Below are 22,025 nucleotides of genomic sequence, written 5' to 3'. Positions count from 1 at the left end.
GGCCTCTTGGGAGCGGTCAGTGCATTAGACGAAAGGTCGAGATTGCTTACCCCTTTTTGACCCTACTATAATGCTGCCGTTCAGGTCATAATACCGTCAACATACACCGCTATTCGTGCGAGGGCCCTTGTGAAAATCTCCGTTAGAGCGACCAAGCGCAAAGACCGGATTTCCGCAGGCCTCTGTTTCAGCCCCTGTCTATATGCAAGCAAAAAGGCCTCAAGAAAAAGAACAGACAAAGAGCTGGATAACTCCCTCTCCATCATGTCAAAAAAATTCTACTAATGTAGGATATATACATTGACAATAGATGCATGAAACGCGAAACAGTTGGCGGCTCTCCTAAAAAAAGAAAAGACGATACCGAGCCCCATGTTTAACTGGAAACAAAAAGCAAAGACGATTGCTCGATGCCTTGCTTCTATCAAGGGCAAGACATTGGCTCTGACCACGATGCTCCTGGTAGCAAGCAGCCTTGATGCAGCAGCAGACCTTCGGGTTTGCAACAAGACAAGCAGCACAGTCGGACTGGCTATTGGATACGAGTTAAAAGGTGAATGGATCAGCGAAGGCTGGTGGAATCTGGACCCGGAAAAATGCGAGACGGTGCTCAAGGGCCTGCTCGTCAAAACCCGCTATCTCATTCACGCTATAGACTACGACAAGGGCGGTCAGTGGAACGGTGATTCATTCATGTGTACCCAGGATCTTGAGTTCAAGATCAAAGGCACACAGGAATGCGTTGCAAGAGGATTTGAACGCACCGGCTTTTTCGAAGTGGATACGGCCGGGAAACAAGACTATACGGTTCAATTGACCGATCAAGAATAGGGAAACTGTCGTGACTGTAAGACGCAACCGGAAAGTAAAAATCCTGGCCACATTGGGCCCGGCTTCAGAAAAGAAGGAACAAATCAAGCAACTCTTCCTGGCTGGCGCCGATGTTTTCCGCATCAACATGAGCCACTCCGATCATGAGACGCTGAACACACGTGTCAAATTGATCCGCGAAGTTGAAAAGGAAGTGGGGCGCCCGATCGGTATTCTCGCCGACCTTCAGGGCCCCAAACTGCGCCTTGGCATTTTCGCTGACACCAAGGTTGAGCTCACCAACGGCAGCCGCTTCTCTCTGGACAGCTCCGACAAGCCGGGCGACACATCCCGCGTGCAGTTGCCTCACCCTGAAATTTTCGGATCCGTCAAAGAAGGCGACATCCTGCTTCTCGACGACGGCAAGGTTCGCCTCAGAACGATTTCCACCAGTGCTGACTCCATCCACACCGAAGTTGTCACCGGCGGCCCGATTTCCAACCGCAAGGGCATCAGCTTCCCAGACTCCACCCTGTCCTTCTCGGCCCTGACGCCGAAAGACCGCGCCGACCTTGACGCAGCAGTTGACGCCGACGTGGACTGGATCGCCCTCTCATTCGTACAGCGCCCCGAAGACGTTGCCGAAGTACGCAAGCTGTCTCGTGGCCGCACCGGCATTCTCTCCAAGATCGAGAAGCCACAGGCTGTTGAACGCATTCACGAGATCATCGAACTGTCCGATGCCATCATGGTTGCCCGTGGTGACCTTGGCGTGGAAATGCCGCTGGAAAAAGTTCCCGGCATCCAGAAACAGATCACCCGCGCCGCCCGCCAGGCAGGCAAGCCGGTTGTCGTGGCCACCCAGATGCTGGAATCCATGATCAACTCGCCGATGCCGACACGCGCTGAAGCCTCTGACGTGGCAACTGCCGTGTTTGAAGGTGCTGACGCTGTGATGTTGTCTGCCGAGTCCGCAGCTGGTGACTATCCGTTCGAAGCGGTCGCCATGATGAACCGCATCGCAGAAGAAGCCGAACGCGATCCATATTACACCAACATCATCTACGCACAACGCGCCGAACCGGAAGCAACCGGTGCGGACGCGATTTCTGCAGCAGCCCGTCAGATTGCTGAAACGCTCAATCTGGCAACGATCGTCTGCTACACCTCTTCGGGCACCACTGGCCTCAGAGCTGCTCGCGAGCGTCCGCAGACACCGATTGTGGCCATCAGCCCGATCCTTGCCACAGCACGCCGTCTGGCGCTGGTTTGGGGCTTGCATTGTGTGGTTTCCGAAGAAACCGGCATTTTGGATGAAATGGTCGACCGTGCCTGCAGCACCTCCTACAAGGTTGGTCTGGCCAAGCCTGGTCAGCGCGTTATCATCACCGCAGGTGTTCCACTCGGCACGCCGGGCGCCACCAACATGCTGCGCATTGCCTTTGTCGGCAGCGATGGTCTTGGCGGCATCTAAGCCAAGCATATATCTCAATGAAAAAGGGCCGGTTCAACAACCGGCCCTTTTTTATGCTTATCTGCCTTAAGGGTCAGCTTATACGGCACGAACCCGGGCAATGAAGCTGGTCACCTTTTCCTTCAGCTGATCGGATTGCTCACCCAGCGTCTTGACCGCACTGACAACCTCGTCAGAGGTGCGCCCAGCATTCTTGGAAGCACTGGAAACCTGAGACACATTCTCGTTCACCTGCTCAGTACCTTGAGCAGCCTGATGAATGTTGCCGGAAATCTCCTGCGCCGTCGCATTCTGCTCGGCAATCGCACCGGCGATGGCCGAAGAAATAGCTTCCACATTCTGGATGACCTGACTGACCTCTTCAATCGACAGGGTCGCCTCACTCGTTGCCGACTGGATCTCGGCAATCTGTTGTGAGATTTGCTCGGTCGCCTTGCTCGTTTGCCCCGCCAGAGCCTTCACCTCACCAGCCACAACGGCAAATCCTTTACCCGCCTCTCCGGCGCGCGCCGATTCAATCGTGGCGTTAAGGGCCAGAAGGTTGGTCTGCTCGGCAATGGAAGAAATCATTTCCACCACCTCGCCAATCTTGCTCGCTGTCGCTGCAAGGGTCTGCATTTGCTGATTGGTACTGCCCACTTTGCCAACGGCCTCTTGCGCAGCTCCGGAAGCCACGCCGATCTGTTCGCTGATCTCGGAAATCGAGGCGGTCATTTCTTCGGTCGCAGAGGCAATCGTCTGCACATTGCTCATGGTCTGGCTAGACGCTGCAGACGCAGACGTTGCCTGATGCTCGGTGAGCTCTGCAACCTCGGCCATAGTGCGGGCGGTAGCAGACAATTGATGAGAAGACTGGGAAACAGAGTCCACAATGCCACTTACATGACTGTCGAACTCATCGGCCAACTGCATCATCATCGCACGCTTATCGCGCTCGGCCTGCTGTTGCTTGGCCTGCTCCTCGGCCTCCATTTCCTTCTGCATCTTCACATTCTGATGCAACAAGGACGCAATCTTGCAAAGCGCACCGATCTCGTCATCCTGTTTGCTAACGGGGATGGTCGTATTCAGATTACCTTTGGCAATCTGGTTCATTGCACCTGTCACATTCTGAATCGGATGTGTGATAGAGCGAATGACAAGAATTCCGCCGCCCAGAAGAATGATGGCAGTCGCGATCATGGTCCCAATGGCAATGGCATCCACCTGCGCTTCAATGGCCTTACGCTCAATTAGAGCCACAGCCAACTGCGCATTTGCCGTGTCCTTCAACTCGGACAGCTCTCCTGAAATACCCTCGACCCTGTTGCGGTAAGCGGTAACCAGTTCCAGTACATGACTGTTGGCGTCCGTCCATTTGAGAAATGTGTCGTGATAGGCTTCCATCAGCGGCACAATCTCTTTCTGCGCAGCCTGTGGCACGTTGGAGGCAGCAAGAACGGTATAGAACTCCTTGATCCGCGCGTTGAAGCTCTCAACATACTTGTCCTGCTGGCGCAGCATATAGTCCTTTTCGTGACGACGCAGCATCAGCATCTTGACCATGACAGCATCGATCGACAAGGATGCATCAGCCTCACCCAATTCGTTCAGCTTGGCCTCTACGGTCTTGACTGCGCTCCGCAGCTCACCCTTCAGGCCCTCATTTTCGGACAATCCGGCGACGGTGCGCGCCTTAACGATCTCTTTTGCTCCCGAGAGAGCATCCATCGTCAGGCTCGTCAGAATGGCGCTCTGATCACCCAGTTCGCCAAACGCGGCCTGGCTTTTTTCAGCCGCAGCATCCATCGCGCCGACAAGAGCCATATCGCCCCGCTGCAAAAATTGCTCGGAAAGAGAAGCAACTTTACCGATTCCCACTTCAGCGATGTTAAAAGCAGCGACATTCTCCTCCCCGAGCATTGTCGCACGCGTCACTTGCGCTTTTCTGCTTTCCCCCCAGTAGAAGGCACCCGAAAGCACCCCAAGACCAAACAAGCCAAGCAGCAATAAGCCCCAGATGCGATATTTTAGTTTCATGTTTCACCCTACCGAGTTTCGAGACAAGTCTCACGCTGAGCCAAGCCAGCAACATTCAGGTGAATATTTCATGCAATAATTATATTTTTGTTACTTATCTCGATATTTCATTCTTGTTTATAAGAAGAAAATAAGAATCCAGTTAAAAATCCCTAATATAACAAAGAACCAATCCAATAAACATGTAATATTATACAATGAACAAAATAAACGTATCGTGAAAGTATTTGTTACTTCAGTTCAAAACCTTCAATTGAAACCAATTTAGACACGAAGCCACTCATTTGAACGCAACAAAAAACGCGCCTGAGATAATATCTCAAGCGCGTTTGTTGTTTCGTCAACCAAAAGTGGCCCGACGTCTATTAGCCCTGACGAGCCTTAAAACGTGGATTTCTTTTGTTGATGATGTAAACACGACCCTTGCGGCGAACCATGCGGTTATCACGGTGACGCTTGGCAAGTGCTTTCAGTGAATTCTTGATTTTCATTGTCCCAAGCCTCGGCCAAAATCTGCGAAACAAAAAGCGCGCCGAGGCGCGCAAATTCGAGCGGAAAATACGGTTCCTGCCTGCCATTGTCAACCGGGAAAACGACTCCTGTGACTGGAATCCCGCGATTCCTCTGAATTTTCCAAATCCGCTGTATAATTTCGCCCCAAATAAAAGAAAAAGCGGTCGAAAGCCAGCAAAGATCAAAAAATTCGGGAGCGAATAGCCCACACCATAAAGCAAAGGTTGCAGATTCTTCGCCCTCTCCTTGCACAGATTCGGACACCGTCCACAAAACCCCTCTTGTTTACAAAGAATGCCGCTTGGATCACTTTTAAGCTCGACAGAAACTATTGCACCATTATAGCTTCTTCTGAATAGTCTTGTGGGGAGGATTGATTATGCCATTCGAAAAGTCCGGGGATCTCAACTGGCATCACAAGGAGATTGTTCTCCTTGATCTCAAATGGGTGAGCAAAACCATTGTTGTTCATGTGGAAATGAACCAATTCGGCGATCAGGATCATCAGGGCCACGCTCCAACCATCATTCTCACCCGTGAGAGCAACGGGCGCAAGGAAGATGTACTGATGGTATCAGGCCGGGCTCATGGCCATGCCCTTGTCAGCCTCGATCAGCAAGACCGTCTTGTGGCAAGGATCAACCAGTCCAATCCGCATTCGGCAGGGACTGTCAAATGGCAAATCGTCTGCTAAAGGGACAAGCGCCCTTTCCAACCATGAAATAGCCATATCGTCTCAATAAACAGCCCGTTTATCTGCGCGCAATCTTGTCGCGGCAAAACAACCAGACAAAACTTTTAGTTGAAATTATCCGCAGCACCTCTGGACAAAAGCCCATCTTTCCTTAGGATGCTTAGCGCAAGAGGAGCTTGCTCCTGATCTGATTACTATTTCAAGAACGAGGCCTGACCATTGCGAGATGAAGCCACCCAACACCCGAGCGCTCTTGAAGGCAAGCGCCTAACCGAAGCTTTCTTCCATGGTGACCTCGACAAATGCATGCAGTTGATCATGCAAAAGGCATCGCAGCAAGGCTACAGCTTTTCCTGCGAAACGAAGGCCCATGCAATCGCGCATCTGTCCCTTCACGCGACGACCAATAGCAACACAGCTTCCTGATCGCTCCTGCAGCATCACAACATCATTGCACATGGCAGCCCTCTGACAACGTACCAGACCTTTCGGACAATCCCTCAGGCGCCCTGCTGAAGCACAGTTGTGCGCGCTTATGCGCAATCCTGCGGCACTCTGTTGCCCCGAGGCTCACAAACGCCTGCCTTTGGATTGACTGTGCAGAAGACTGACAGCCATCGCCAGACAAGCCAGCACAAAGAAAAACCCCGCCGCCGAACCATCGGCGACAGGGTTGTAAACGCTATGTGCTTTCTGCTCTGGCCAGTCTATCAGAAATAGACGAAATAGGCGAAGATAGCAGATAGGAAAGTTGTGAAGAGCATCAGCGGGAAAGCCAGCTTCATGAAGTCCATGAAGGAGATGCGCTGTCCTGCACGCTCTGCAAAACTGGCTACCATAACGTTGGCACTCGCACCGATCAGGGTACCGTTACCGCCAAGACAAGCGCCCAGCGACAGACACCACCACAGCGGCTCAATCGCCTGAGGCCCACCAAGATCGGCCTGCATGGCCTTGATCAACGGGATCATCGTGGCAACGAACGGGATGTTATCAACGATCGCCGAAAGGACAGCCGATGCGCCCAGAATGATCATGCCAGCCAGCTCGATATTCGTGCCGGTCAGACCAAGAAGTTTCTCGGCCATGATCTTCAGAAGACCAGTCTGCTCGACACCGGAAACCAGAACGAACAGCCCAAGGAAGAAGAAAATGGTTTCCCATTCGACCTGCTGGAAAGCACTGTGAACATGATGAGACTGTTCTTCAGGCTTGCCACCAAAGCTGTGCAGCAGCAACAGGAAGGCTGCGCCCGTCAGAGCAATGGTGCCCGGTTCCCAGCCCTGTCCATGCCCCCAGATGAAACCAGCCAGAACGAGGGCAAGAGTGAAGAGGGATTTGACCAGAAGCACCTTGTCTTCGATGGCTTCGAAGGCGTTATATTTCATCATTGCTTCTTTGTCTTCTTCACTCGCGGTCAACTTGCGACCCCAGATAAAATCAAAGAAGAAAAGGCAGAAGATCAAAATGATCAGGGCAATCGGGCCAACCCATTCAACGAAATCCATGAAGCCAAGGCCCACAGCGGAGCCAATCAGGATGTTCGGCGGGTCACCGATAAGGGTTGCCGTACCACCGATGTTGGAAGCAAAAATCTGCGAAAACAGAAACGGATAGGCCTTCAGATTGAGCTGATCTGTCAACAGAAGCGTAACCGGAACAACCAACAGAACCGTTGTCACGTTATCCAGAAGCGCCGAGAAAACGGCCGTCACAATGGCCAGTGCGGCCAGAAGCTTACGCGGGTTCGCCTTGACCGCCTTGGCGGTATAAATGGCGACAAACTGGAAGACCCCGGAATCCTTGGTGATTGCGACAATCACCATCATGCCCGTAAGCAGGAAGATCGTATTGAAATCGATGCCTTCAATGACCAGCTCGAAGTTCAGAACACCGAGCAGAACCAGCAACCCCGCCCCCAAAAGGGATACAATGGCGCGGTTGATCTTTTCTGAAATAATGAAGAAGTAGGCAGCAATCAGAATTACCGTTGCCACAACGAGAGGCGACCATCCGAAGACAGCGCTCGTGGCGATTCCACTGGCATGTTCCATAGATAAACTAAGGCTCTTCTCACTAACTATGGATGTGTGCAGTCCGTAACGCACACACCCCATAGAGGGTTATCTACTGCGCTGAGCCCTGTTTAACGTGATGAATACTCGTCACGTTCCAATTCGGCAATGGCGGACTGCTCCGTCACGATGCCAAGGAACCTGTTTGTACCATTCTCCACGACCGGCAGCGGACTGCCGTGTTTGGCCAGCTTGCGAATGCCCTCCCAGACCGAAAGGTCGGGGCTGAGGACAATGGGATCCCGGTTCATGGCGTCTGTCAGCGACTGGGCCTTGATACTACGCAAGCGACGCGCAATATCCGGCTTGGCACCACGCACGAAACCGAGACGTTGGAGCCCGGACGGCATCCTGACGGAGACGGGAAGCATTTGTTTCAAAAGCGACTCGAACCCAAACATTCCCAAAAGAATGTTATTTTCATCAAGAACCGGGGCCGTTCTTATCTGCCGTGTTTCGAGGACCTTCATAGCTTCCTCGACAGTTTGATCGGGGGTCAAACTAACAACTTTATCGACCATTGCGTCTATGCAGGGCACGGTAAACCTCCCTATGCTCTCTGGCGGTTTGAACGACCGCAAATTTGGATGGGTATAGACTATACCCGAAATTTGCGACATCCAAGAACAATGCGTTGTGTCGCCAACAGCAGGCTTGAAAAACAAGTTTTAGCCTGGCTGCTACCCGATCTTCACAGCTCACGGAAGCGGACCTTATGTCCCTTCAACCAATTCCACAAGTTGTCTCTAAGGCGCAGCTCTCGTAACACTAAAGTTGCAGATCAACAAGCGCCCCGCAGCAGACAACCAGGGTTTCCAACAAGTCAGACTATACAACTATAGCTCAATTGTTAGGTGCGAGCGTCTTATAGACGGAGTGGTCCGAAAGCGCAATCTTTGGATCTGGGTATTTTTACTGAAACCGTTCTGCGTACGAGCCGATGTGGACAGTATTGGCCATGCGACGATATTTGTGACAGCTTTCTTTCACACCAAACGAATGAAACAAAAAGAGAATCGCTTCTTTGCTCGCATCCCTCATTCTCGGGAAGTCGGAGTGTGTGACCTGTGAGCAAACACCCAGATCGCCGTTTATCCATAGGAAAACCTGAAAATCGGACCACCTCTTCTTTCTTCTTATAAGGATGCTGGGCTAACAAGGGCAGGATAGTTTCTCTTGAGGAGGTCCTCCATGTCCGTTGCGATCGTCATTCCAGCCCGGTACGGCTCAAGCCGTTTGCCCGGCAAGCCCATGTTGCCGATTTTGGGAACCAGCATGCTCGAGCGGGTCTGGCGAATCGCTGGCGCGACCAGTGGCTGCTCCCGAATCGTTATCAGCACCGAAGATCAGCGAATCGTCGATCATGCCAAAAGCTTTGGTGCGGAGGCCGTTCTTACGCCGGATAGCTGCCGCAACGGTTCCGAGCGCGCTCATGCGACCATCAAGGCGGCCAACATCACCGAAGATGCCATCATCAACTTTCAGGGCGATGCGGTTCTGACCCCTCCATGGGTCATTCAGGCCATGATTGACGAGTTCGAGAAGTCACAGGATCCGTTTGATATCGTAACGCCCGCTACCGAAATGTCTGAAGCAGCGATTGAGATCCTGACGGAAAGCAAAAAGGTCAATCCAGCCAGCGGCACCACCGTCGTATTCAACAAGCAGCATAACGCGCTTTATTTCTCCAAGAACATCCTGCCCTTCGCCAGAAGCAAGGGCTTTTCGCCGACCTATCGTCATATCGGCCTTTATGGCTATCGCAAGGCCTCGCTTGAGCGCTATGTCGGGCTGGAGCCTTCTCCGCTGGAATTGACCGAAGGTCTGGAACAGTTGCGCGCTCTGGAATATGGCATGACGGTCCGCGTCGTCATCGTAGACTATCGCAACCGCACCCATGCTTCGGTGGACGCCAAGGAAGACATCGCCATCGCCGAAGAAATCATCAGCCGCGAAGGCGAACTGGTTCTATAGGAGGCTCCCATGAAGCTCATTCTGGTAAGGCATGGCAACACCTTCGCAAAAGGCGACAAGGTGGTCTGGGTTGGCGCCCGCAGCGATCTGCCCCTGGTGGAAAAGGGCAAAGAACAGGCCCAAGCCGTTGGCGAAGCGCTCAAAGAGAGCGGCATAACAGCGGATGTGATTTATTGCGGCCCGCTCAAGCGTACGGTACAAACCGCAGAAGTCGCCCTCGCGACAGCCGGTTGGAACGGCGTCGAGATGACTGTCAGCGATGCCTTGCGGGAAATCGACTACGGCCTCTGGGAAGCCCGATCCAATGATGATATCCGTGCGGACTATGGCGACAAAGATATCGATGGTTGGCAGCAGCAGAGCATCTGGCCGGATGGCTACGATTGGTCACCGGATCCGCAAACCATTATTTCCAGCTGGAATGCCATGATGACAGAGATAGAAGAGACCTTCGGAGAAGATGCCACAGCCGTCATCGTGACCAGCAATGGCATCCTGAGAATCGTGGCGCCGCAATTCGGCATTGCCGCCAGCGAGGCCAAGGTAGGCACTGGGTCTCTCTGCCTTGTTGACAATGGTGTCGTAAAGATCTGGAACGCCAAGAGCCTTTCGGCGTCCGAATAGATCCAAACTCTAGCCTCTTTGCAAAGGCGAGAAACCGTCAGCGCTCTCTACGCCCTTACAAATCAACGATCACTTCAGTGAGCAAATTTTTGACATCCGTGGCAATCCCCATGAGGGCAGGATTCTCAACAGCACTCATGGATGCCAGCGGATCAATTGCGCTGACCTCTGTGCCATTTTCAACCGTCCGCAGAATAACGTTACATGGCAGCATGGCGCCAATCTTGGGTTCCGCCATCATGGCCTTGTGTGCCATTTCCGGCTTGCAAGCACCTAAAATCTTATAGGGTGCAACATCCTCACCGAGTTTTTTCTTCAGCGTTTCCTTGACGTTGATCTCCGTCAGCACGCCAAACCCCTTGGCAGCGAGCGCTTCACGCACGCGTGGTTCGGCCTCTTCCACTGTCACGCCTGCCAACACTTTATCGATTGTGTAATTCATAGCATTTCTCCCCTTTCATGACGCCTGATGTGGGGGCGATGTCCCCGGTCATCAAGGAACCAAACACCCAAACAGCGGCAAGAACAAGACAGGATCGGCCCGATTTTTGGCTGATATGCCTGCGTCTTTAGACGTGAAAAAGAATTTTGCGCAGACAAAATCGGGAACAAAATCCCACCCCCACCATTGACCTTCCAGTTGGTGGAGCCCCCATCTGGTATGAAACAACAAGAGCAATGAAACGCCCTCGTTCACCGCACAAGCAAATTGAAAGAACAAATGACAGGAGGCGTTTATGTCCAGTCATACGCACGAACACCATAATCACTCTCATCATGACCATGATGGACAGCAAGGCGACCATAGCCACCATGCTCATGACCATCACGATCATCATCATGGGCAGCAGCCCCCTGCCGAGCCGGGAGCCAGGACTGCGACAGACCCAGTATGCGGAATGAGTGTAACGATCAAGCAAGACACGCGCTCGGAGCAGTATGACGGCGAAAACTACTATTTTTGCTCTGATGGCTGTCAGAGCAAGTTCCACGACGATCCCTATTTCTACGCCTCGGGCAATGCCAAAAAAGCCAACCAGCAGACCCAGCCGGGAACGCAATGGACCTGCCCCATGCATCCAGAAATCATCCGCGACGAGCCCGGCTCCTGCCCCAAATGCGGCATGGCTTTGGAACCCACCGTACCATCTGATGAGCCCTCTGAAGAGCTGGTTGATTTCACACGTCGCCTCTGGATCAGTGTGGGCGCAGCAATCCCCTTGATGATCCTGACCATGGGCGGCATGATCGGCCTGCCGGTGCGCGATTGGCTGGGCCATCAGCTGTCCGCCTATATCGAATTTGTCATCGCAACCCCCATCGTGCTCTGGGCAGCCCAACCATTCTTCAAGCGCGGCTTGGAGTCGATCAAGAATGTCTCGCCCAATATGTGGACGCTGATTTCTCTGGGCGTGGGCGCAGCCTATATCTACTCGCTCTTCGCAACCTTCCTGCCCGATATCTTTCCCGAACAATATCAAAGCGCGGAAGGCGTGGGCACCTATTTCGAAGCCTCCGTCGTCATTATCGCGCTGATCTTTGTGGGTCAGGTGCTCGAATTGCGCGCCCGCGAGCGCACGGGCGACGCCATCCGTGCCCTGCTTGATCTGGCCCCCAAAACCGCACGCCGCATCCTGCCCGATGGCAGCGAATATGACGCACCGCTTGAGAATGTGGTCGAAGGAGATCTGCTGCGCGTCCGTCCCGGCGATAGCATCCCCGTGGATGGCGAAGTAACCGAGGGGCACTCCTCCGTTGACGAAAGCATGATCACCGGCGAACCGGTCCCGATCGAGAAAAACGAAGGCGACGCAGTCACCGGCGGCACCATCAACAAGAACGGATCTCTGGCAATCAAGGCCACCCATACCGGCTCGGAGACGGTGTTGTCCCAGATCGTGGGCATGGTCTCCAGTGCACGCCAATCCCGCGCGCCCATTCAGGGGCTGGCCGACAAGGTTTCATCCATCTTCGTGCCTGCCGTGGTCTCGGCTTCCCTTCTGGCCTTCGTCGTCTGGCTCATCTTTGGTCCCGAACCGGCGCTCGCCTTTGCCATCACATCGGCAGTCTCCGTTTTGATCGTGGCCTGCCCATGTGCTCTGGGTCTGGCAACGCCGATTTCCATCACCACGGCAGCAGGACGCGGCGCTCAGGCGGGCGTACTGATCAAGGATGCCGAGGCGCTCGAGCGCATGGCCCGCGTTGATACTGTGATCGTTGACAAGACCGGCACGCTCACCGAAGGCAAACCCAAGCTCACCGACGTGATTGTGCTCGGCGACAGACAAGAAGCCGATATTCTGGCCATCGCCGCCGCCCTTGAGCGCGGGTCCGAACACCCGCTTGCCGAAGCAATCGTCAGCGGTGCCCGGGAAAGAGACGCCGAGCGTCTGGACTCATCCGACTTTGAAGCCATGACCGGCAAGGGCGTCAAAGGCAAGGTGCAAGGAAAGCACGTCTCCCTTGGCAACATTGCGATGCTGGAAGAGCTATCAATCAGCGCTGATGAAGCGCAGGAACAGGCAGCAAGCCTTCAGGAAGAGGGCAAGACCGCCATGTTCATTGCTATCGATGGCAACCTGGCTGGCATGGTTGCCGTTGCCGACCCCATCAAGGAAACCACGCAGCAGGCAATCTCGGATCTGCATGATCTCGGCCTGACCGTCATCATGGCCACAGGCGACAATGAACGCACAGCCAAGGCCGTTGCTGGCAAGCTTGGCATTGATCAGGTGCGGGCTGGAGTTCTGCCGGAAGACAAGAAGGCACTGGTTGAAGAGCTGCATGCCAATGGTGCTTATGTGGCCATGGCTGGCGACGGAGTGAACGACGCCCCTGCCCTTGCCGCAGCCGATGTAGGCATCGCCATGGGAACAGGTGCGGACGTCGCCATGGAGAGCGCTGGTATCACGCTACTGAGCGGTGATCTGGCTGGCATTGTCAGAGCCCGCAAACTGGCCACCAAGACGCTGCGCAATATCAAGCAGAATCTGTTCTTTGCCTTCGTCTACAACTCCGCAGGCGTACCGGTAGCGGCAGGCATTCTCTATCCAGTCTTTGGCCTGTTGCTCTCGCCCATGTTTGCCGCAGCAGCCATGAGCTTGTCGTCCGTATCGGTCATCGCCAACGCCCTGCGGCTCAGGCAAGCCAAGCTATGAAACAGAAAAGGAAAAATGAGAAAATAAAACTATGCATGATCAATACCGCCTCGCGATTTTGTGACCGCTACAGTCATGATTTTATGGCACTATCACCTCAAACTGAAAATCGGTTCGCAAGAGGTGCGTAAAACCAGAAGCAATCAACCTTGCCACCGGAGAAACACGAACCACACATTCAAGAGCCCACCGCACACTTTGTTTGATTGAACGGATTTCCTTTTCGCAAGACAAGACTGTTTTCAAGAAATAGTCTGGAACACCTTTTGGCCACCATTTCCTCATACCGGAAAGCGGCGACTGACCATGTGTTGCTGACTGATTCTAAATAAGACGGATTTTCTTCAAGCAAAAAGCTCTAAGACCCGGTTCGAAATGAGTTAAATGAAATGATAAAAGAAAAACAAACCCCGCCATCTCATGCCTCCGAACAGGGGATGACCTCTCGCCGCCAGTTTCTGGGAGGCAGCGCCATTTTGGCCGCAGGGCTTCTAAGCGCCTGTAGCCCGCGCACACGCAAACCGCTCTCCCCTCCGGGTCTTGAACGCCCCTACAGCGCCATGTATGGCCCATTGCCAGATGAGCGCTTTCCTTTGCCTGCCGTTGACTTGCGTAAGTTAGACAAGGCATTTCTGCGCCGCGAAGTCTTTTATCCTACCAGCGAAAAGGTCGGCACGCTGGTGGTGGATACCAGCAACTATTATCTCTATCTGGTGCAGGAAAATGGCACAGCGATGCGCTATGGCGTCGGTCTGGGACGGGCTGGCTTCGAATGGTCGGGTCGTGCCACGGTTGCCCGCAAGGCCGTCTGGCCAAAATGGACGCCACCCGACGAAATGATCGAACGGCAGCCAGAGTTGGAAAAATGGAGCTGGAGAAATGGCGGCATGCCCCCGGGACCGACCAACCCGCTTGGCGCCCGTGCGCTCTATATCTATCAGGATGGGCGCGATACACTCTATCGCCTGCACGGCACCGCCGAAACATGGTCTATTGGCCGCGCCGTATCATCCGGCTGCGTACGCCTGCTCAACCACGATATCATCGATCTGCACAGACGGGTTCCCACCCCGTCCCCGATTGTGGTTCTGTAGGGATACCCTCAACGCAATAGTGAGAGATCGGGCAAACATGTCCGATCTTGCTTCCCTCATCGCTTTCCCCAAAACAAACCAACGACCAGATCCGGCAGGCGCCCAAGCTGATCAGGCCTACCCGCAGGTGCCCCTAGAGCGCCTGATGGCACAGTTGCAAAAACTCATGTGCCGCTGGACTTAGAGCTCTTTCCTTGTGACTGAGCGCCATGAAATCCCGCGGTGGAAACGGAACATCGGCAAAGGTAATCTGACCGGTTGCCACAAGCGGTCCGGCTGCCATTCTGGAAACCGCTCCCGCATAGTCGCTTCCCACCAAGGCAGACAACACCGCCTCGTTGCTTGGGAATTCCAGAGCAATGTTGATTGCTTCAGGAGACACACCAAGACTGCTCATCGCCGTTTCAAAGGTGGATCGCGTACCGGATCCCTGCTCGCGCATAACCCACAGCGTGCGCTTGATCAGCCCCAGCCAGTCCTGCTCAACCGCACTGGCCAACGGATGGCCCGGCGCGACCACAATGGCAATTTCATCGTCTGCCAGCTTGGCTGAGCGCAAAAGGGGCGCATCGATATCCCCTTCGATGAAGCCGATTTCCGCCTGTCCCTCTTCGATCGCGCGGGTGACAGTTTGCGTATTACCCACGGTCAGGCGAAGGTCAATGGCTGGATAAAGATCATGAAAATGCACCATGCGAGAGGGCAACCAATAGCTGGCGATCGTCTGGCTGGCATGGATATGCAGCACGCCGCGCTTCAATCCGCCAAGCTCGCTCAGCACCAACGCAGCAGCATTCGCCCGCGCCAACGTGGCCTTAGCCTCCTTGAGAAAAAGCCGCCCCGCCTCAGTGAGTTCAATGCCCCGCCCAACACGATTGAACAGTTTGACATTATGAAAGGCTTCCAATGCCTTGATAGAAGCGCTCACCGCCGATGGCGTGAGCCCAACCGCATCCGCTGCGCGCGTAATATGCTGTCGCTCGGCCACGGCGACAAAAATCGTGAGTTGCTCAAGAGTCATCAAACCATCCAATTCTATTACATGGAATATACTATATTATTCGATATTTTTGAATGATATTTTGTGAGATGGTGCCGCGAATTTTCAAGACTTCCAAAGAGATAACAATGCGAATCTGGCACTATACTCAATCCATTCTCCCCGGCTTCTTCCTGTGTTGCTTCATCACGCTTTTGGCCTATGGGGTCGAATGGGTAGAAATCCAGCTTACCGGCCACCGCTTCATGGACGCTCTGGTATTTTCAATCATACTGGGCACAGCGGTCCACTCCATTCTAGGCCTCAATCCGATTTTCAAAAAGGGCGTCAACTTTTCGGCCAAATACCTGCTAGAGCTCGCCATCGTACTGTTGGGGGCGTCCGTCAGTCTGACCATCATCCAGACGCTCGGTCCACTTTTGCTGCTGGTAGTCATCGTGATTGTGACAATCGCCATCATCACCAGCTACACCGTTGGCAGACTGTTGGGATTACCCGAAAAGCAAGCGCTTCTGGTGGCCTGCGGCAACTCGATTTGCGGCAACTCCGCCATTGTCGCCGTCGCCCCCGTCATCGAGGCGGATTCCGACGACATTGCATCCGCCATCGCCTTCTCGGCAACGCTGGGCATCATCGTGGTACTGGCTTTGCCCGCCTTTGCCAATGCCTTCGCCATCGATCCACATCGCTTCGGTATCTTCGCTGGCATGACCGTTTATGCAGTGCCGCAAGTGCTGGCGGCGACCGCTCCGGTCAGCACCATCAGCGTTCATTATGGAACGCTGGTCAAGCTCATGCGCGTATTAATGCTTGGACCGGTCATTCTGGTACTGGGCTTCCGTACCGGGCGCAAAGCCGAACTGGCCGCCGAAAGAAGCACTGGAAAAAGCCTTAAATTCCGGCAACTGGTGCCATGGTTTATCATCGGCTTTTTCCTGATGATTGCGCTTCAATCCTTGGGTGCGATTCCGACCGCCATGATGCCTCCCATCAAGGAAGTCACTACGCTGCTGACCATTCTTTCCATGGCCGGATTGGGATTGATGGTGGATGTAAAATCGGTCTTTGCCTCAAGCGGCCGCGTCTTGGCAACCGGCGCTCTGTCGATCCTGTTTCTGGGCGTCCTTGGAGCCTCGGCAATAGCACTTCTATCGCTTTGACAGGAGCCCCCAACGCCCACACAACACTAGGCCCCCAAAAGCAAACCAAGCCCGAGATCAGGAGTTCAGCCTCGAGCCCAAAAAGAAAGGCGGATTGCATATGAGCAACCCGCCTTTGGCAGTTTAAGTGCTTATCATTATTATATGCGGGGACCGTTACCGGCAGAACAGGTCTTAAAGCTCTACGACCAGCTTCAGAACATCATTCTTGTTGGCTTCCCAATATGGCAGCACGTCAGCGGCTTCGTCCATCGGGAAGGTCTTGGTGATCAAGGTATCCATCTTGTCGCCGATCTTCAGCAGAGCTTCGATGACGGCGTCAAAATCCGGGCGCATTGCGTTACGGGAGCCCATGATGTCCAGCTCTTTAAGGTTGAAGAACTTGGTTTCATAGGTAACAGGCGCCTTGGAATAACCAACATAAACCACGCGGCCAGCAAAGCAGGCAGCGTCAATGGCCGTAGTGAAGGTGATCGGCAGGCCAACGGCCTCAATCACGACATTGGCGCCATGATCATCGGTCAGTTCATTGACTTTCTTGACGAGCTCTTCGCCGCTGAGAGTCAGGAATTCGGTTGCGCCAACAAGCTTGGCGATTTCTTCCTTTTCTGGGCTCAGATCGACTGCAATCACGCGCGCACCACGTGCAGCAGCACCCATAATGGCGCCAACACCGATCATGCCGCAGCCCATGACAACAACTGTATCAGTTGCTTCTACACGTCCACGGGAAACCGCGTGGAAACCAACGGAAAGAGGCTCCACCAGAACCTGACGTTTCGGAGACAGGCTTTCATTCGGCACGACACAATCGGCACGAATAACCATTTTCTCACGCAGAGCACCGTCGCGCTGCACACCGAGCGTCTCGTTGTAACGGCAAGCATTCGGGCGACCTGCACGGCAGCTGCTGCAATGACCACAAGCAGAATATGGCCACAGGATTACGGACTGGCCGATCTTGATTTCGTCGCCAACATTGGCGCCCTTTTCTACTACAAAACCGGACGCTTCATGGCCCGGAATACGTGGCAGCTGAACCAGTGGGTTCTTGCCCATATAGGTGTTCAGGTCACTACCGCAAAAACCGACATAGGAGATATCGACAACAACGTCATCGGGTCCCATTGTCATCGGTTCGACGTCGCGAACCTCACTTTTTTCTGCGTCAACAATGCAAAGTGCTTTCATCACTTATCTCCTTAGCGAGCTTCTTTTTCAGAGCAGTCGCCTGCTCTGTTATTTCGGTGAGGATTTGCACGCCTGAGCGGGAGCCCTTCAGGGCCACCTTGATCATGGAGGGTAGATGGGAGGCCCCTCGTCTTGGGAGGCGTTCCAGCTCTGGGTGCGCGTACCACCCAAAGCCTGGTCTCAACCGCTCAGGCATGTCGGGATATCCTAATTGTTAGTTTTCCGGACGTTTCCCTATATAGCTCCTATGTTTCTCTCGAAAAGCACGAAATTTTACGCATCTTTTGTAATATTTCGCCTAATTGATAGGATGTTTTATCGCATAATCATGGGATGATTGTCAAGATAAAGACAAAGCTTCGACGTGAAATCCGCAAGATTTCACCAATTGATGGGATCATTGACTTATAGGGTCAAATTGATCATGTTACAGCTATTCAATTTTCAAATGAGGTACCCACGCACATGAGCAGCCCAAAGGTAGATCTGGCTATTTCATTGGTTCAGGATTTGATTCGATCTGGTAAAATCAAACCCGGAGATCGCCTTCCAAACGAAGCCGAGTTTTCTACGCAGCTCGGGGTTTCACGCAATTCCCTGCGTGAAGCAGTTCGTGCGATGAGCGCCATGAAGATACTTGAGGCCAGACAAGGGGATGGCACCTATGTCTCCGGCCTCGACCCCACCCAGATGATCGAAACATTGCGCTTCGCCGTGGACGTTTCCGGCCCTGAGGCCGTGCTGTGGTTCCTTGAAATTCGAATCTTGATGGAGCTTCACACCACAGCCATTGCCGCTGCGCGGCGCACCAAGGCAGATCTGGATCGACTGAAACAATGCCATCAGTCCATGCTGAATGCAGAGGACACGGATACCCTTCTCAAGAAGGACTCCGAGTTCCACCATATTATCGCGGAAACAACCCAGAACCCGATCATGATCTCGCTGCTTAATGTGGTCTCGGCCCCGGCCCTCAGGGCTCGTATATGGCGCAACCGCATGACCGACAGCGCAACCAACAACCTGCGTATTGAACATGAAGCTGTTTTGAACTGCATTGAAGCGCAGGATGTCGAGGGTGCAAAATACGCCATGTATGCCCATGTCAGCGGTGTTCAGACATGGGTGAAGGCACATCCTGATTTCTTCTTCAACGAGGAAGACCCGGTCGCCCCTTCAAACCCAGCCGAATAGTCACACCGCACCCTATCAGGGCGCGCGTTCGGCGCAGAGGCCGAATTCCAGTCGGGCCCCTCGTCATATCTGCGCCCTGCCTCAACGACCCCATTGCACAACAAACCATTGCGTAAGAAACAAAAAAAGCCCCGCAGTCAAACTGCGGGGCTTTTTGATTGTGTTGCTCAATCTCTTACTGGCTAAGATGCGGCAGCAGGAGAGAGATTTCCGGAATAAAGATCACCATACCGAGCGCCAGGAACAGGGCAATGTAGAAAGGTACGGCAGCCTTGGTAAAGCGCATTACGTCCACTTTGGCGAGCTGGGAAACAACCAGCATGACGGTCCCAACTGGCGGGGTCAGCGTACCGATCGACATGTTGAGGATCATGATGATACCGAAGTGAACCGGATCAATCCCCATGCTCATCAGGGTTGGCTTGAGCAGCGGCACCAGAATGATCATCAGCGCCGTTCCCTCGATCAACATGCCAAAGAACAGGAGAGCGATGTTGAGTGTGATCAGGAACAGATACTTGTTGGTGGTGAAGTTGGTGATCAGTTCTGCAAAGGCAATACCGGCTTTCTCGTTTGAGAAGATCCAGCCCAGCGCACCACTGGCCATGATGATCAACAGCACCGACGCAGTGGACTTACCTGCAGAATAGATGGAATTGAGAATGTCACCAAAGGTCATCGTACGGTGCAACAGCGTACCGATCAGGATGATGGCGAGCACCGCAACAGCACCTGCTTCGGTCGGCGTGAAGATGCCAAGACGGATGCCGCCGATGATCACGATGATCAGCAGAAAGGCTGGCCAGGACCGCAAGATAGTGATACCAGCTTCGCGTCTTGTCGGACGTTGCATGCTCTTGGGCAGATAGCCACGTTTGACCGATACAAAATAGGCGGTGACCATCAGCAGGAAGGCACAGAGCAACCCGGGCAGGATGCCCGCCATGAACATGGACGCAACGGACACGTCAGCGATCAGCGCATAAATGATAAGCGCAATTCCGGGAGGAATGATCGGAGTGATCAGCGAGCCTGCTGCGGTAACAGCAGCAGAGAAACCGCGATCATATCCATGACGTTCCATTTCAGGAACCATCATGCGGGTCAGCATCGCACTATCGGCAAGGTTGGAAGCGGACAGACCGCCCAGAAGACTACTCACCAGGATATTGGTCAGAGCCAGACCACCACGAATGCGACCGACAAGCAGCAGGGCAACGTCAATGATGCGTTCAGCCACCCCAGAGTGCGCCATCAGCGTACCCAGCATGACAAAGAACGGAATTGCCAGAAGCGAGGTATTGAGCGCGGGCGCGATGAAACGCTGGATCGCGATTTCAGGCGGTGTGAAAGAGAAAAAGGTGAAGTAACACAGCACGGCCAAAAGAATGCCGAGATAAAGGCGCATGTTGAGCGCAAAGGCTACCAACATGAGAGGGATGATCCACAGCCAGGTCATGCTGCTTCTCCTTCCTTATTATGGTCTTGATGCTCGTGGTCCTCGTACCCGCGGATTTTCTTCACCATGTTGATGGCAACAAAAACTGCGGAACCAATCATGCCAACCGGCACAGCAATATCGATCCAGTACCAGGAAATTTTCAGAACGCCTGTCAGCTTGAATGCAACACGCTCAGCCAGGCTGTGTCCAAGGTAGGCGATGTAAAGCAGCAGTCCGATTGAAATCAGGGAGATCACAACCGAACAGATCAGGCGTGTCTTCTCACCCATAAGATCGGTCAGAAATGCAATGGAAAGGTTCTCACGATCCCTTTCAGCACACATTGCACCAATCATAACCACCCAGATCATGGCAAGGCCGGAAGTTTCTTCCATCCACAAAATGGGGCTTTCCATCCAGTAACGCATGAAAACTGAATAGGAGGTTGCCAGGACCAGATAGGCAAGTGGTAGACCCAGCAGAATCGTGAAGATTCGACGCGTTATAGACATTGGAATTCCGTTTCAAGTCAAGGCGTTAGAGATGCCTGCCGCAGCGTCTGCGACAGGCAAGATCATTGTTCCGGAACCAGTTACTTCAGCTGTTCCTGAATTTTTTCATAGAGGCCATCGCTCCACTCTGGGAACTGGCTGTAAACGGCCATTGCCTTTTCACGGAAAGGAGCGGTTTCAGGATAGATAACCTCTACGCCGGCTTCCTTGAATTTTGCAATGAAGTCAGCTTCGCTTTCCTTTGCGAGCTGCTGGCTGAATACACCTGCGTCATACGCAGTTTCATGGATCAAATCCAGGTCTTTCTTGTCCAGTGTCTGGAAGAAGGCTTCACCACCGATGAACACGGAGGTGTTCGTCAGATAGTTGATCATGGAAAGATACTTGGCTTCTTCCTGGAACTTGGCGCCATAGATCACAGCAAGCGGGTTTTCAACACCATCGATGATGCCCTGAGACAGAGCGGTGTAAGCTTCGCCAAGAGGCATTGGGGTCGGCGTGCCACCCATTGCTTCGATAGCCTTGATCTGCATGACGTTGTTAGGTGTACGGATCTTTAGACCTTTGAGGTCTTCTGGCGTACGAACCGGTTTGTTGGCAATCAACTGACGAACACCATAGAGGTAGTTCTTCATGACCAGATGAACGCCTTTTTCATTCAGTTCTTTTTCTTTTTCCTTGAACCAGTCGCTCTCATAGATAGCGAAGAGTTTGGCTGGATCTTCGGTCAGATATGGGCCAAACAGAATGCCCAGATCAGGAACAAAGTCGGAAAGGAACCCAACGTCACTGATGGTGATGACGTTTGAGCCGAACATGGCCTGTTCGGTTACGTCCTGTTTGGAACCAAGCTGAGAGCTAGGATACAGTTCCAGTTTGATGGTCCCGTTGCTTTTTGCTTCCAGATCTTTGGCCCATTTATTGACAACAATGTCAAGAGGCTCGCCTGGGTTGTTTTCGTAAGCAACTTTAATGGTCACATCAGCCATTGCAGCGCCAACCATGGCAGTCAATGCAACAGCAGCTGCTACGGAATATTTGAGCAGAGTTTTCATAATCCCTCCCGTATATGGGTCCTGAAGTTAGCAAGAT

The 22,025-nt window shown here is 53.3% G+C and carries 21 protein-coding genes; 9 read left to right on the top strand and 12 right to left on the bottom strand.

From position 1 onward, the window contains the following. The first annotated feature begins 372 nt into the window (after nucleotides 1-372). A complete protein-coding gene (locus ACKPCT_RS01315) occupies nucleotides 373-831 on the top strand; it encodes a DUF1036 domain-containing protein (RefSeq protein ID WP_175528123.1) in 459 nt (152 codons plus the stop codon). Between the two features lie 10 nt (nucleotides 832-841). Then, nucleotides 842-2,284, top strand: a complete 1,443-nt coding sequence (gene pyk, locus ACKPCT_RS01310) for a pyruvate kinase (RefSeq protein ID WP_090074182.1) — start codon at nucleotides 842-844, stop codon at nucleotides 2,282-2,284. Between the two features lie 78 nt (nucleotides 2,285-2,362). Here pyk and ACKPCT_RS01305 read toward each other — a convergent pair whose 3' ends face one another. The 3 genes from ACKPCT_RS01305 to ACKPCT_RS01295 all read right to left on the bottom strand — a co-directional run bounded on the left by ACKPCT_RS01305 (nucleotide 2,363) and on the right by ACKPCT_RS01295 (nucleotide 5,080). Then, nucleotides 2,363-4,303 carry a methyl-accepting chemotaxis protein gene (locus ACKPCT_RS01305; protein WP_319568158.1) on the bottom strand — a complete coding sequence of 647 codons (1,941 nt, stop codon included), beginning with the start codon at nucleotides 4,301-4,303 and terminating at the stop codon, nucleotides 2,363-2,365. 365 nt (nucleotides 4,304-4,668) lie between these two features. Further along, nucleotides 4,669-4,794, bottom strand: coding sequence for a type B 50S ribosomal protein L36 (gene ykgO / locus ACKPCT_RS01300; RefSeq protein ID WP_090074422.1), 126 nt, complete (start codon nucleotides 4,792-4,794; stop codon nucleotides 4,669-4,671). Continuing rightward, complete coding sequence (locus tag ACKPCT_RS01295; protein ID WP_175528121.1) at nucleotides 4,748-5,080, bottom strand: hypothetical protein; 333 nt, start codon at nucleotides 5,078-5,080, stop codon at nucleotides 4,748-4,750. Before ACKPCT_RS01295 ends, ykgO begins: the two co-directional genes overlap by 47 nt. Before the next feature lie 115 nt (nucleotides 5,081-5,195). Here ACKPCT_RS01295 and ACKPCT_RS01290 point away from each other — a divergent pair, with 115 nt between their 5' ends. Beyond that, on the top strand, nucleotides 5,196-5,510 hold the full coding sequence (locus tag ACKPCT_RS01290; RefSeq protein ID WP_090074179.1) for a hypothetical protein: 315 nt from the start codon (nucleotides 5,196-5,198) through the stop codon (nucleotides 5,508-5,510). 267 nt (nucleotides 5,511-5,777) lie between these two features. Here the strand turns inward: ACKPCT_RS01290 and ACKPCT_RS01285 are convergent, their stop codons facing one another. From ACKPCT_RS01285 to ACKPCT_RS01275, 3 genes are all read right to left on the bottom strand, one after another. Beyond that, entirely contained in the window at nucleotides 5,778-5,969 is a 192-nt protein-coding gene (locus ACKPCT_RS01285; RefSeq protein ID WP_319568157.1) for a hypothetical protein, read from the bottom strand. Between the two features lie 251 nt (nucleotides 5,970-6,220). Then, entirely contained in the window at nucleotides 6,221-7,564 is a 1,344-nt protein-coding gene (locus ACKPCT_RS01280) for an ArsB/NhaD family transporter (RefSeq protein ID WP_090074176.1), read from the bottom strand. A 92-nt stretch (nucleotides 7,565-7,656) separates the two neighbouring features. Continuing rightward, entirely contained in the window at nucleotides 7,657-7,956 is a 300-nt protein-coding gene (locus tag ACKPCT_RS01275) for a CBS domain-containing protein (RefSeq protein WP_244544749.1), read from the bottom strand. An 820-nt stretch (nucleotides 7,957-8,776) separates the two neighbouring features. On the opposite strand from ACKPCT_RS01275, the gene kdsB reads away from it, so the two are divergent. Both kdsB and ACKPCT_RS01265 read left to right on the top strand, forming a co-directional pair. Then, nucleotides 8,777-9,559, top strand: a complete 783-nt coding sequence (gene kdsB, locus ACKPCT_RS01270; protein ID WP_319568156.1) for a 3-deoxy-manno-octulosonate cytidylyltransferase — start codon at nucleotides 8,777-8,779, stop codon at nucleotides 9,557-9,559. A 9-nt stretch (nucleotides 9,560-9,568) separates the two neighbouring features. Continuing rightward, complete coding sequence (locus ACKPCT_RS01265; RefSeq protein WP_090074171.1) at nucleotides 9,569-10,183, top strand: phosphoglycerate mutase family protein; 615 nt, start codon at nucleotides 9,569-9,571, stop codon at nucleotides 10,181-10,183. A gap of 55 nt (nucleotides 10,184-10,238) precedes the next feature. Here the strand turns inward: ACKPCT_RS01265 and ACKPCT_RS01260 are convergent, their stop codons facing one another. Continuing rightward, nucleotides 10,239-10,625, bottom strand: coding sequence for a DUF302 domain-containing protein (locus ACKPCT_RS01260; RefSeq protein WP_090074169.1), 387 nt, complete (start codon nucleotides 10,623-10,625; stop codon nucleotides 10,239-10,241). Nucleotides 10,626-10,920: 295 nt separating this feature from the next. Here ACKPCT_RS01260 and ACKPCT_RS01255 point away from each other — a divergent pair, with 295 nt between their 5' ends. Continuing rightward, a complete protein-coding gene (locus ACKPCT_RS01255; protein WP_319568155.1) occupies nucleotides 10,921-13,341 on the top strand; it encodes a heavy metal translocating P-type ATPase in 2,421 nt (806 codons plus the stop codon). Nucleotides 13,342-13,730: 389 nt separating this feature from the next. Continuing rightward, nucleotides 13,731-14,435, top strand: coding sequence for a L,D-transpeptidase (locus tag ACKPCT_RS01250; protein WP_244544736.1), 705 nt, complete (start codon nucleotides 13,731-13,733; stop codon nucleotides 14,433-14,435). A 133-nt stretch (nucleotides 14,436-14,568) separates the two neighbouring features. Here the strand turns inward: ACKPCT_RS01250 and ACKPCT_RS01245 are convergent, their stop codons facing one another. Beyond that, complete coding sequence (locus tag ACKPCT_RS01245; protein ID WP_319568154.1) at nucleotides 14,569-15,456, bottom strand: LysR family transcriptional regulator; 888 nt, start codon at nucleotides 15,454-15,456, stop codon at nucleotides 14,569-14,571. 107 nt (nucleotides 15,457-15,563) lie between these two features. On the opposite strand from ACKPCT_RS01245, the gene ACKPCT_RS01240 reads away from it, so the two are divergent. Next, nucleotides 15,564-16,595, top strand: a complete 1,032-nt coding sequence (locus ACKPCT_RS01240) for a YeiH family protein (protein WP_319568153.1) — start codon at nucleotides 15,564-15,566, stop codon at nucleotides 16,593-16,595. A 174-nt stretch (nucleotides 16,596-16,769) separates the two neighbouring features. Here ACKPCT_RS01240 and ACKPCT_RS01235 read toward each other — a convergent pair whose 3' ends face one another. Beyond that, nucleotides 16,770-17,786 carry a zinc-binding alcohol dehydrogenase family protein gene (locus tag ACKPCT_RS01235; protein ID WP_090074162.1) on the bottom strand — a complete coding sequence of 339 codons (1,017 nt, stop codon included), beginning with the start codon at nucleotides 17,784-17,786 and terminating at the stop codon, nucleotides 16,770-16,772. Between the two features lie 465 nt (nucleotides 17,787-18,251). Here ACKPCT_RS01235 and ACKPCT_RS01230 point away from each other — a divergent pair, with 465 nt between their 5' ends. Continuing rightward, nucleotides 18,252-18,980 carry a FadR/GntR family transcriptional regulator gene (locus ACKPCT_RS01230; protein ID WP_090074159.1) on the top strand — a complete coding sequence of 243 codons (729 nt, stop codon included), beginning with the start codon at nucleotides 18,252-18,254 and terminating at the stop codon, nucleotides 18,978-18,980. A 175-nt stretch (nucleotides 18,981-19,155) separates the two neighbouring features. Here ACKPCT_RS01230 and ACKPCT_RS01225 read toward each other — a convergent pair whose 3' ends face one another. The 3 genes from ACKPCT_RS01225 to ACKPCT_RS01215 form a co-directional block, all read right to left on the bottom strand. Continuing rightward, nucleotides 19,156-20,439: a TRAP transporter large permease gene (locus tag ACKPCT_RS01225; protein ID WP_090074158.1), complete on the bottom strand. Its 1,284-nt coding sequence runs from the start codon at nucleotides 20,437-20,439 to the stop codon at nucleotides 19,156-19,158. Then, the gene (locus ACKPCT_RS01220) at nucleotides 20,436-20,933 is read right to left on the bottom strand and encodes a TRAP transporter small permease (RefSeq protein ID WP_090074156.1); all 498 of its coding nucleotides are present in this window, start codon (nucleotides 20,931-20,933) and stop codon (nucleotides 20,436-20,438) included. The genes ACKPCT_RS01225 and ACKPCT_RS01220 overlap by 4 nt, the downstream gene beginning before the upstream one ends. A gap of 80 nt (nucleotides 20,934-21,013) precedes the next feature. Continuing rightward, nucleotides 21,014-21,988, bottom strand: coding sequence for a C4-dicarboxylate TRAP transporter substrate-binding protein (locus ACKPCT_RS01215; RefSeq protein ID WP_090074154.1), 975 nt, complete (start codon nucleotides 21,986-21,988; stop codon nucleotides 21,014-21,016). Between the last annotated feature and the right edge of the window lie 37 nt (nucleotides 21,989-22,025).

It is taken from the genome of Cohaesibacter marisflavi, from assembly GCF_963665895.2.
Lineage (GTDB): Bacteria > Pseudomonadota > Alphaproteobacteria > Rhizobiales > Cohaesibacteraceae > Cohaesibacter > Cohaesibacter marisflavi.
The sequence above is the reverse complement of the archived record's forward strand: the minus strand, read 5'-3'. Positions and strand labels throughout refer to the sequence as shown.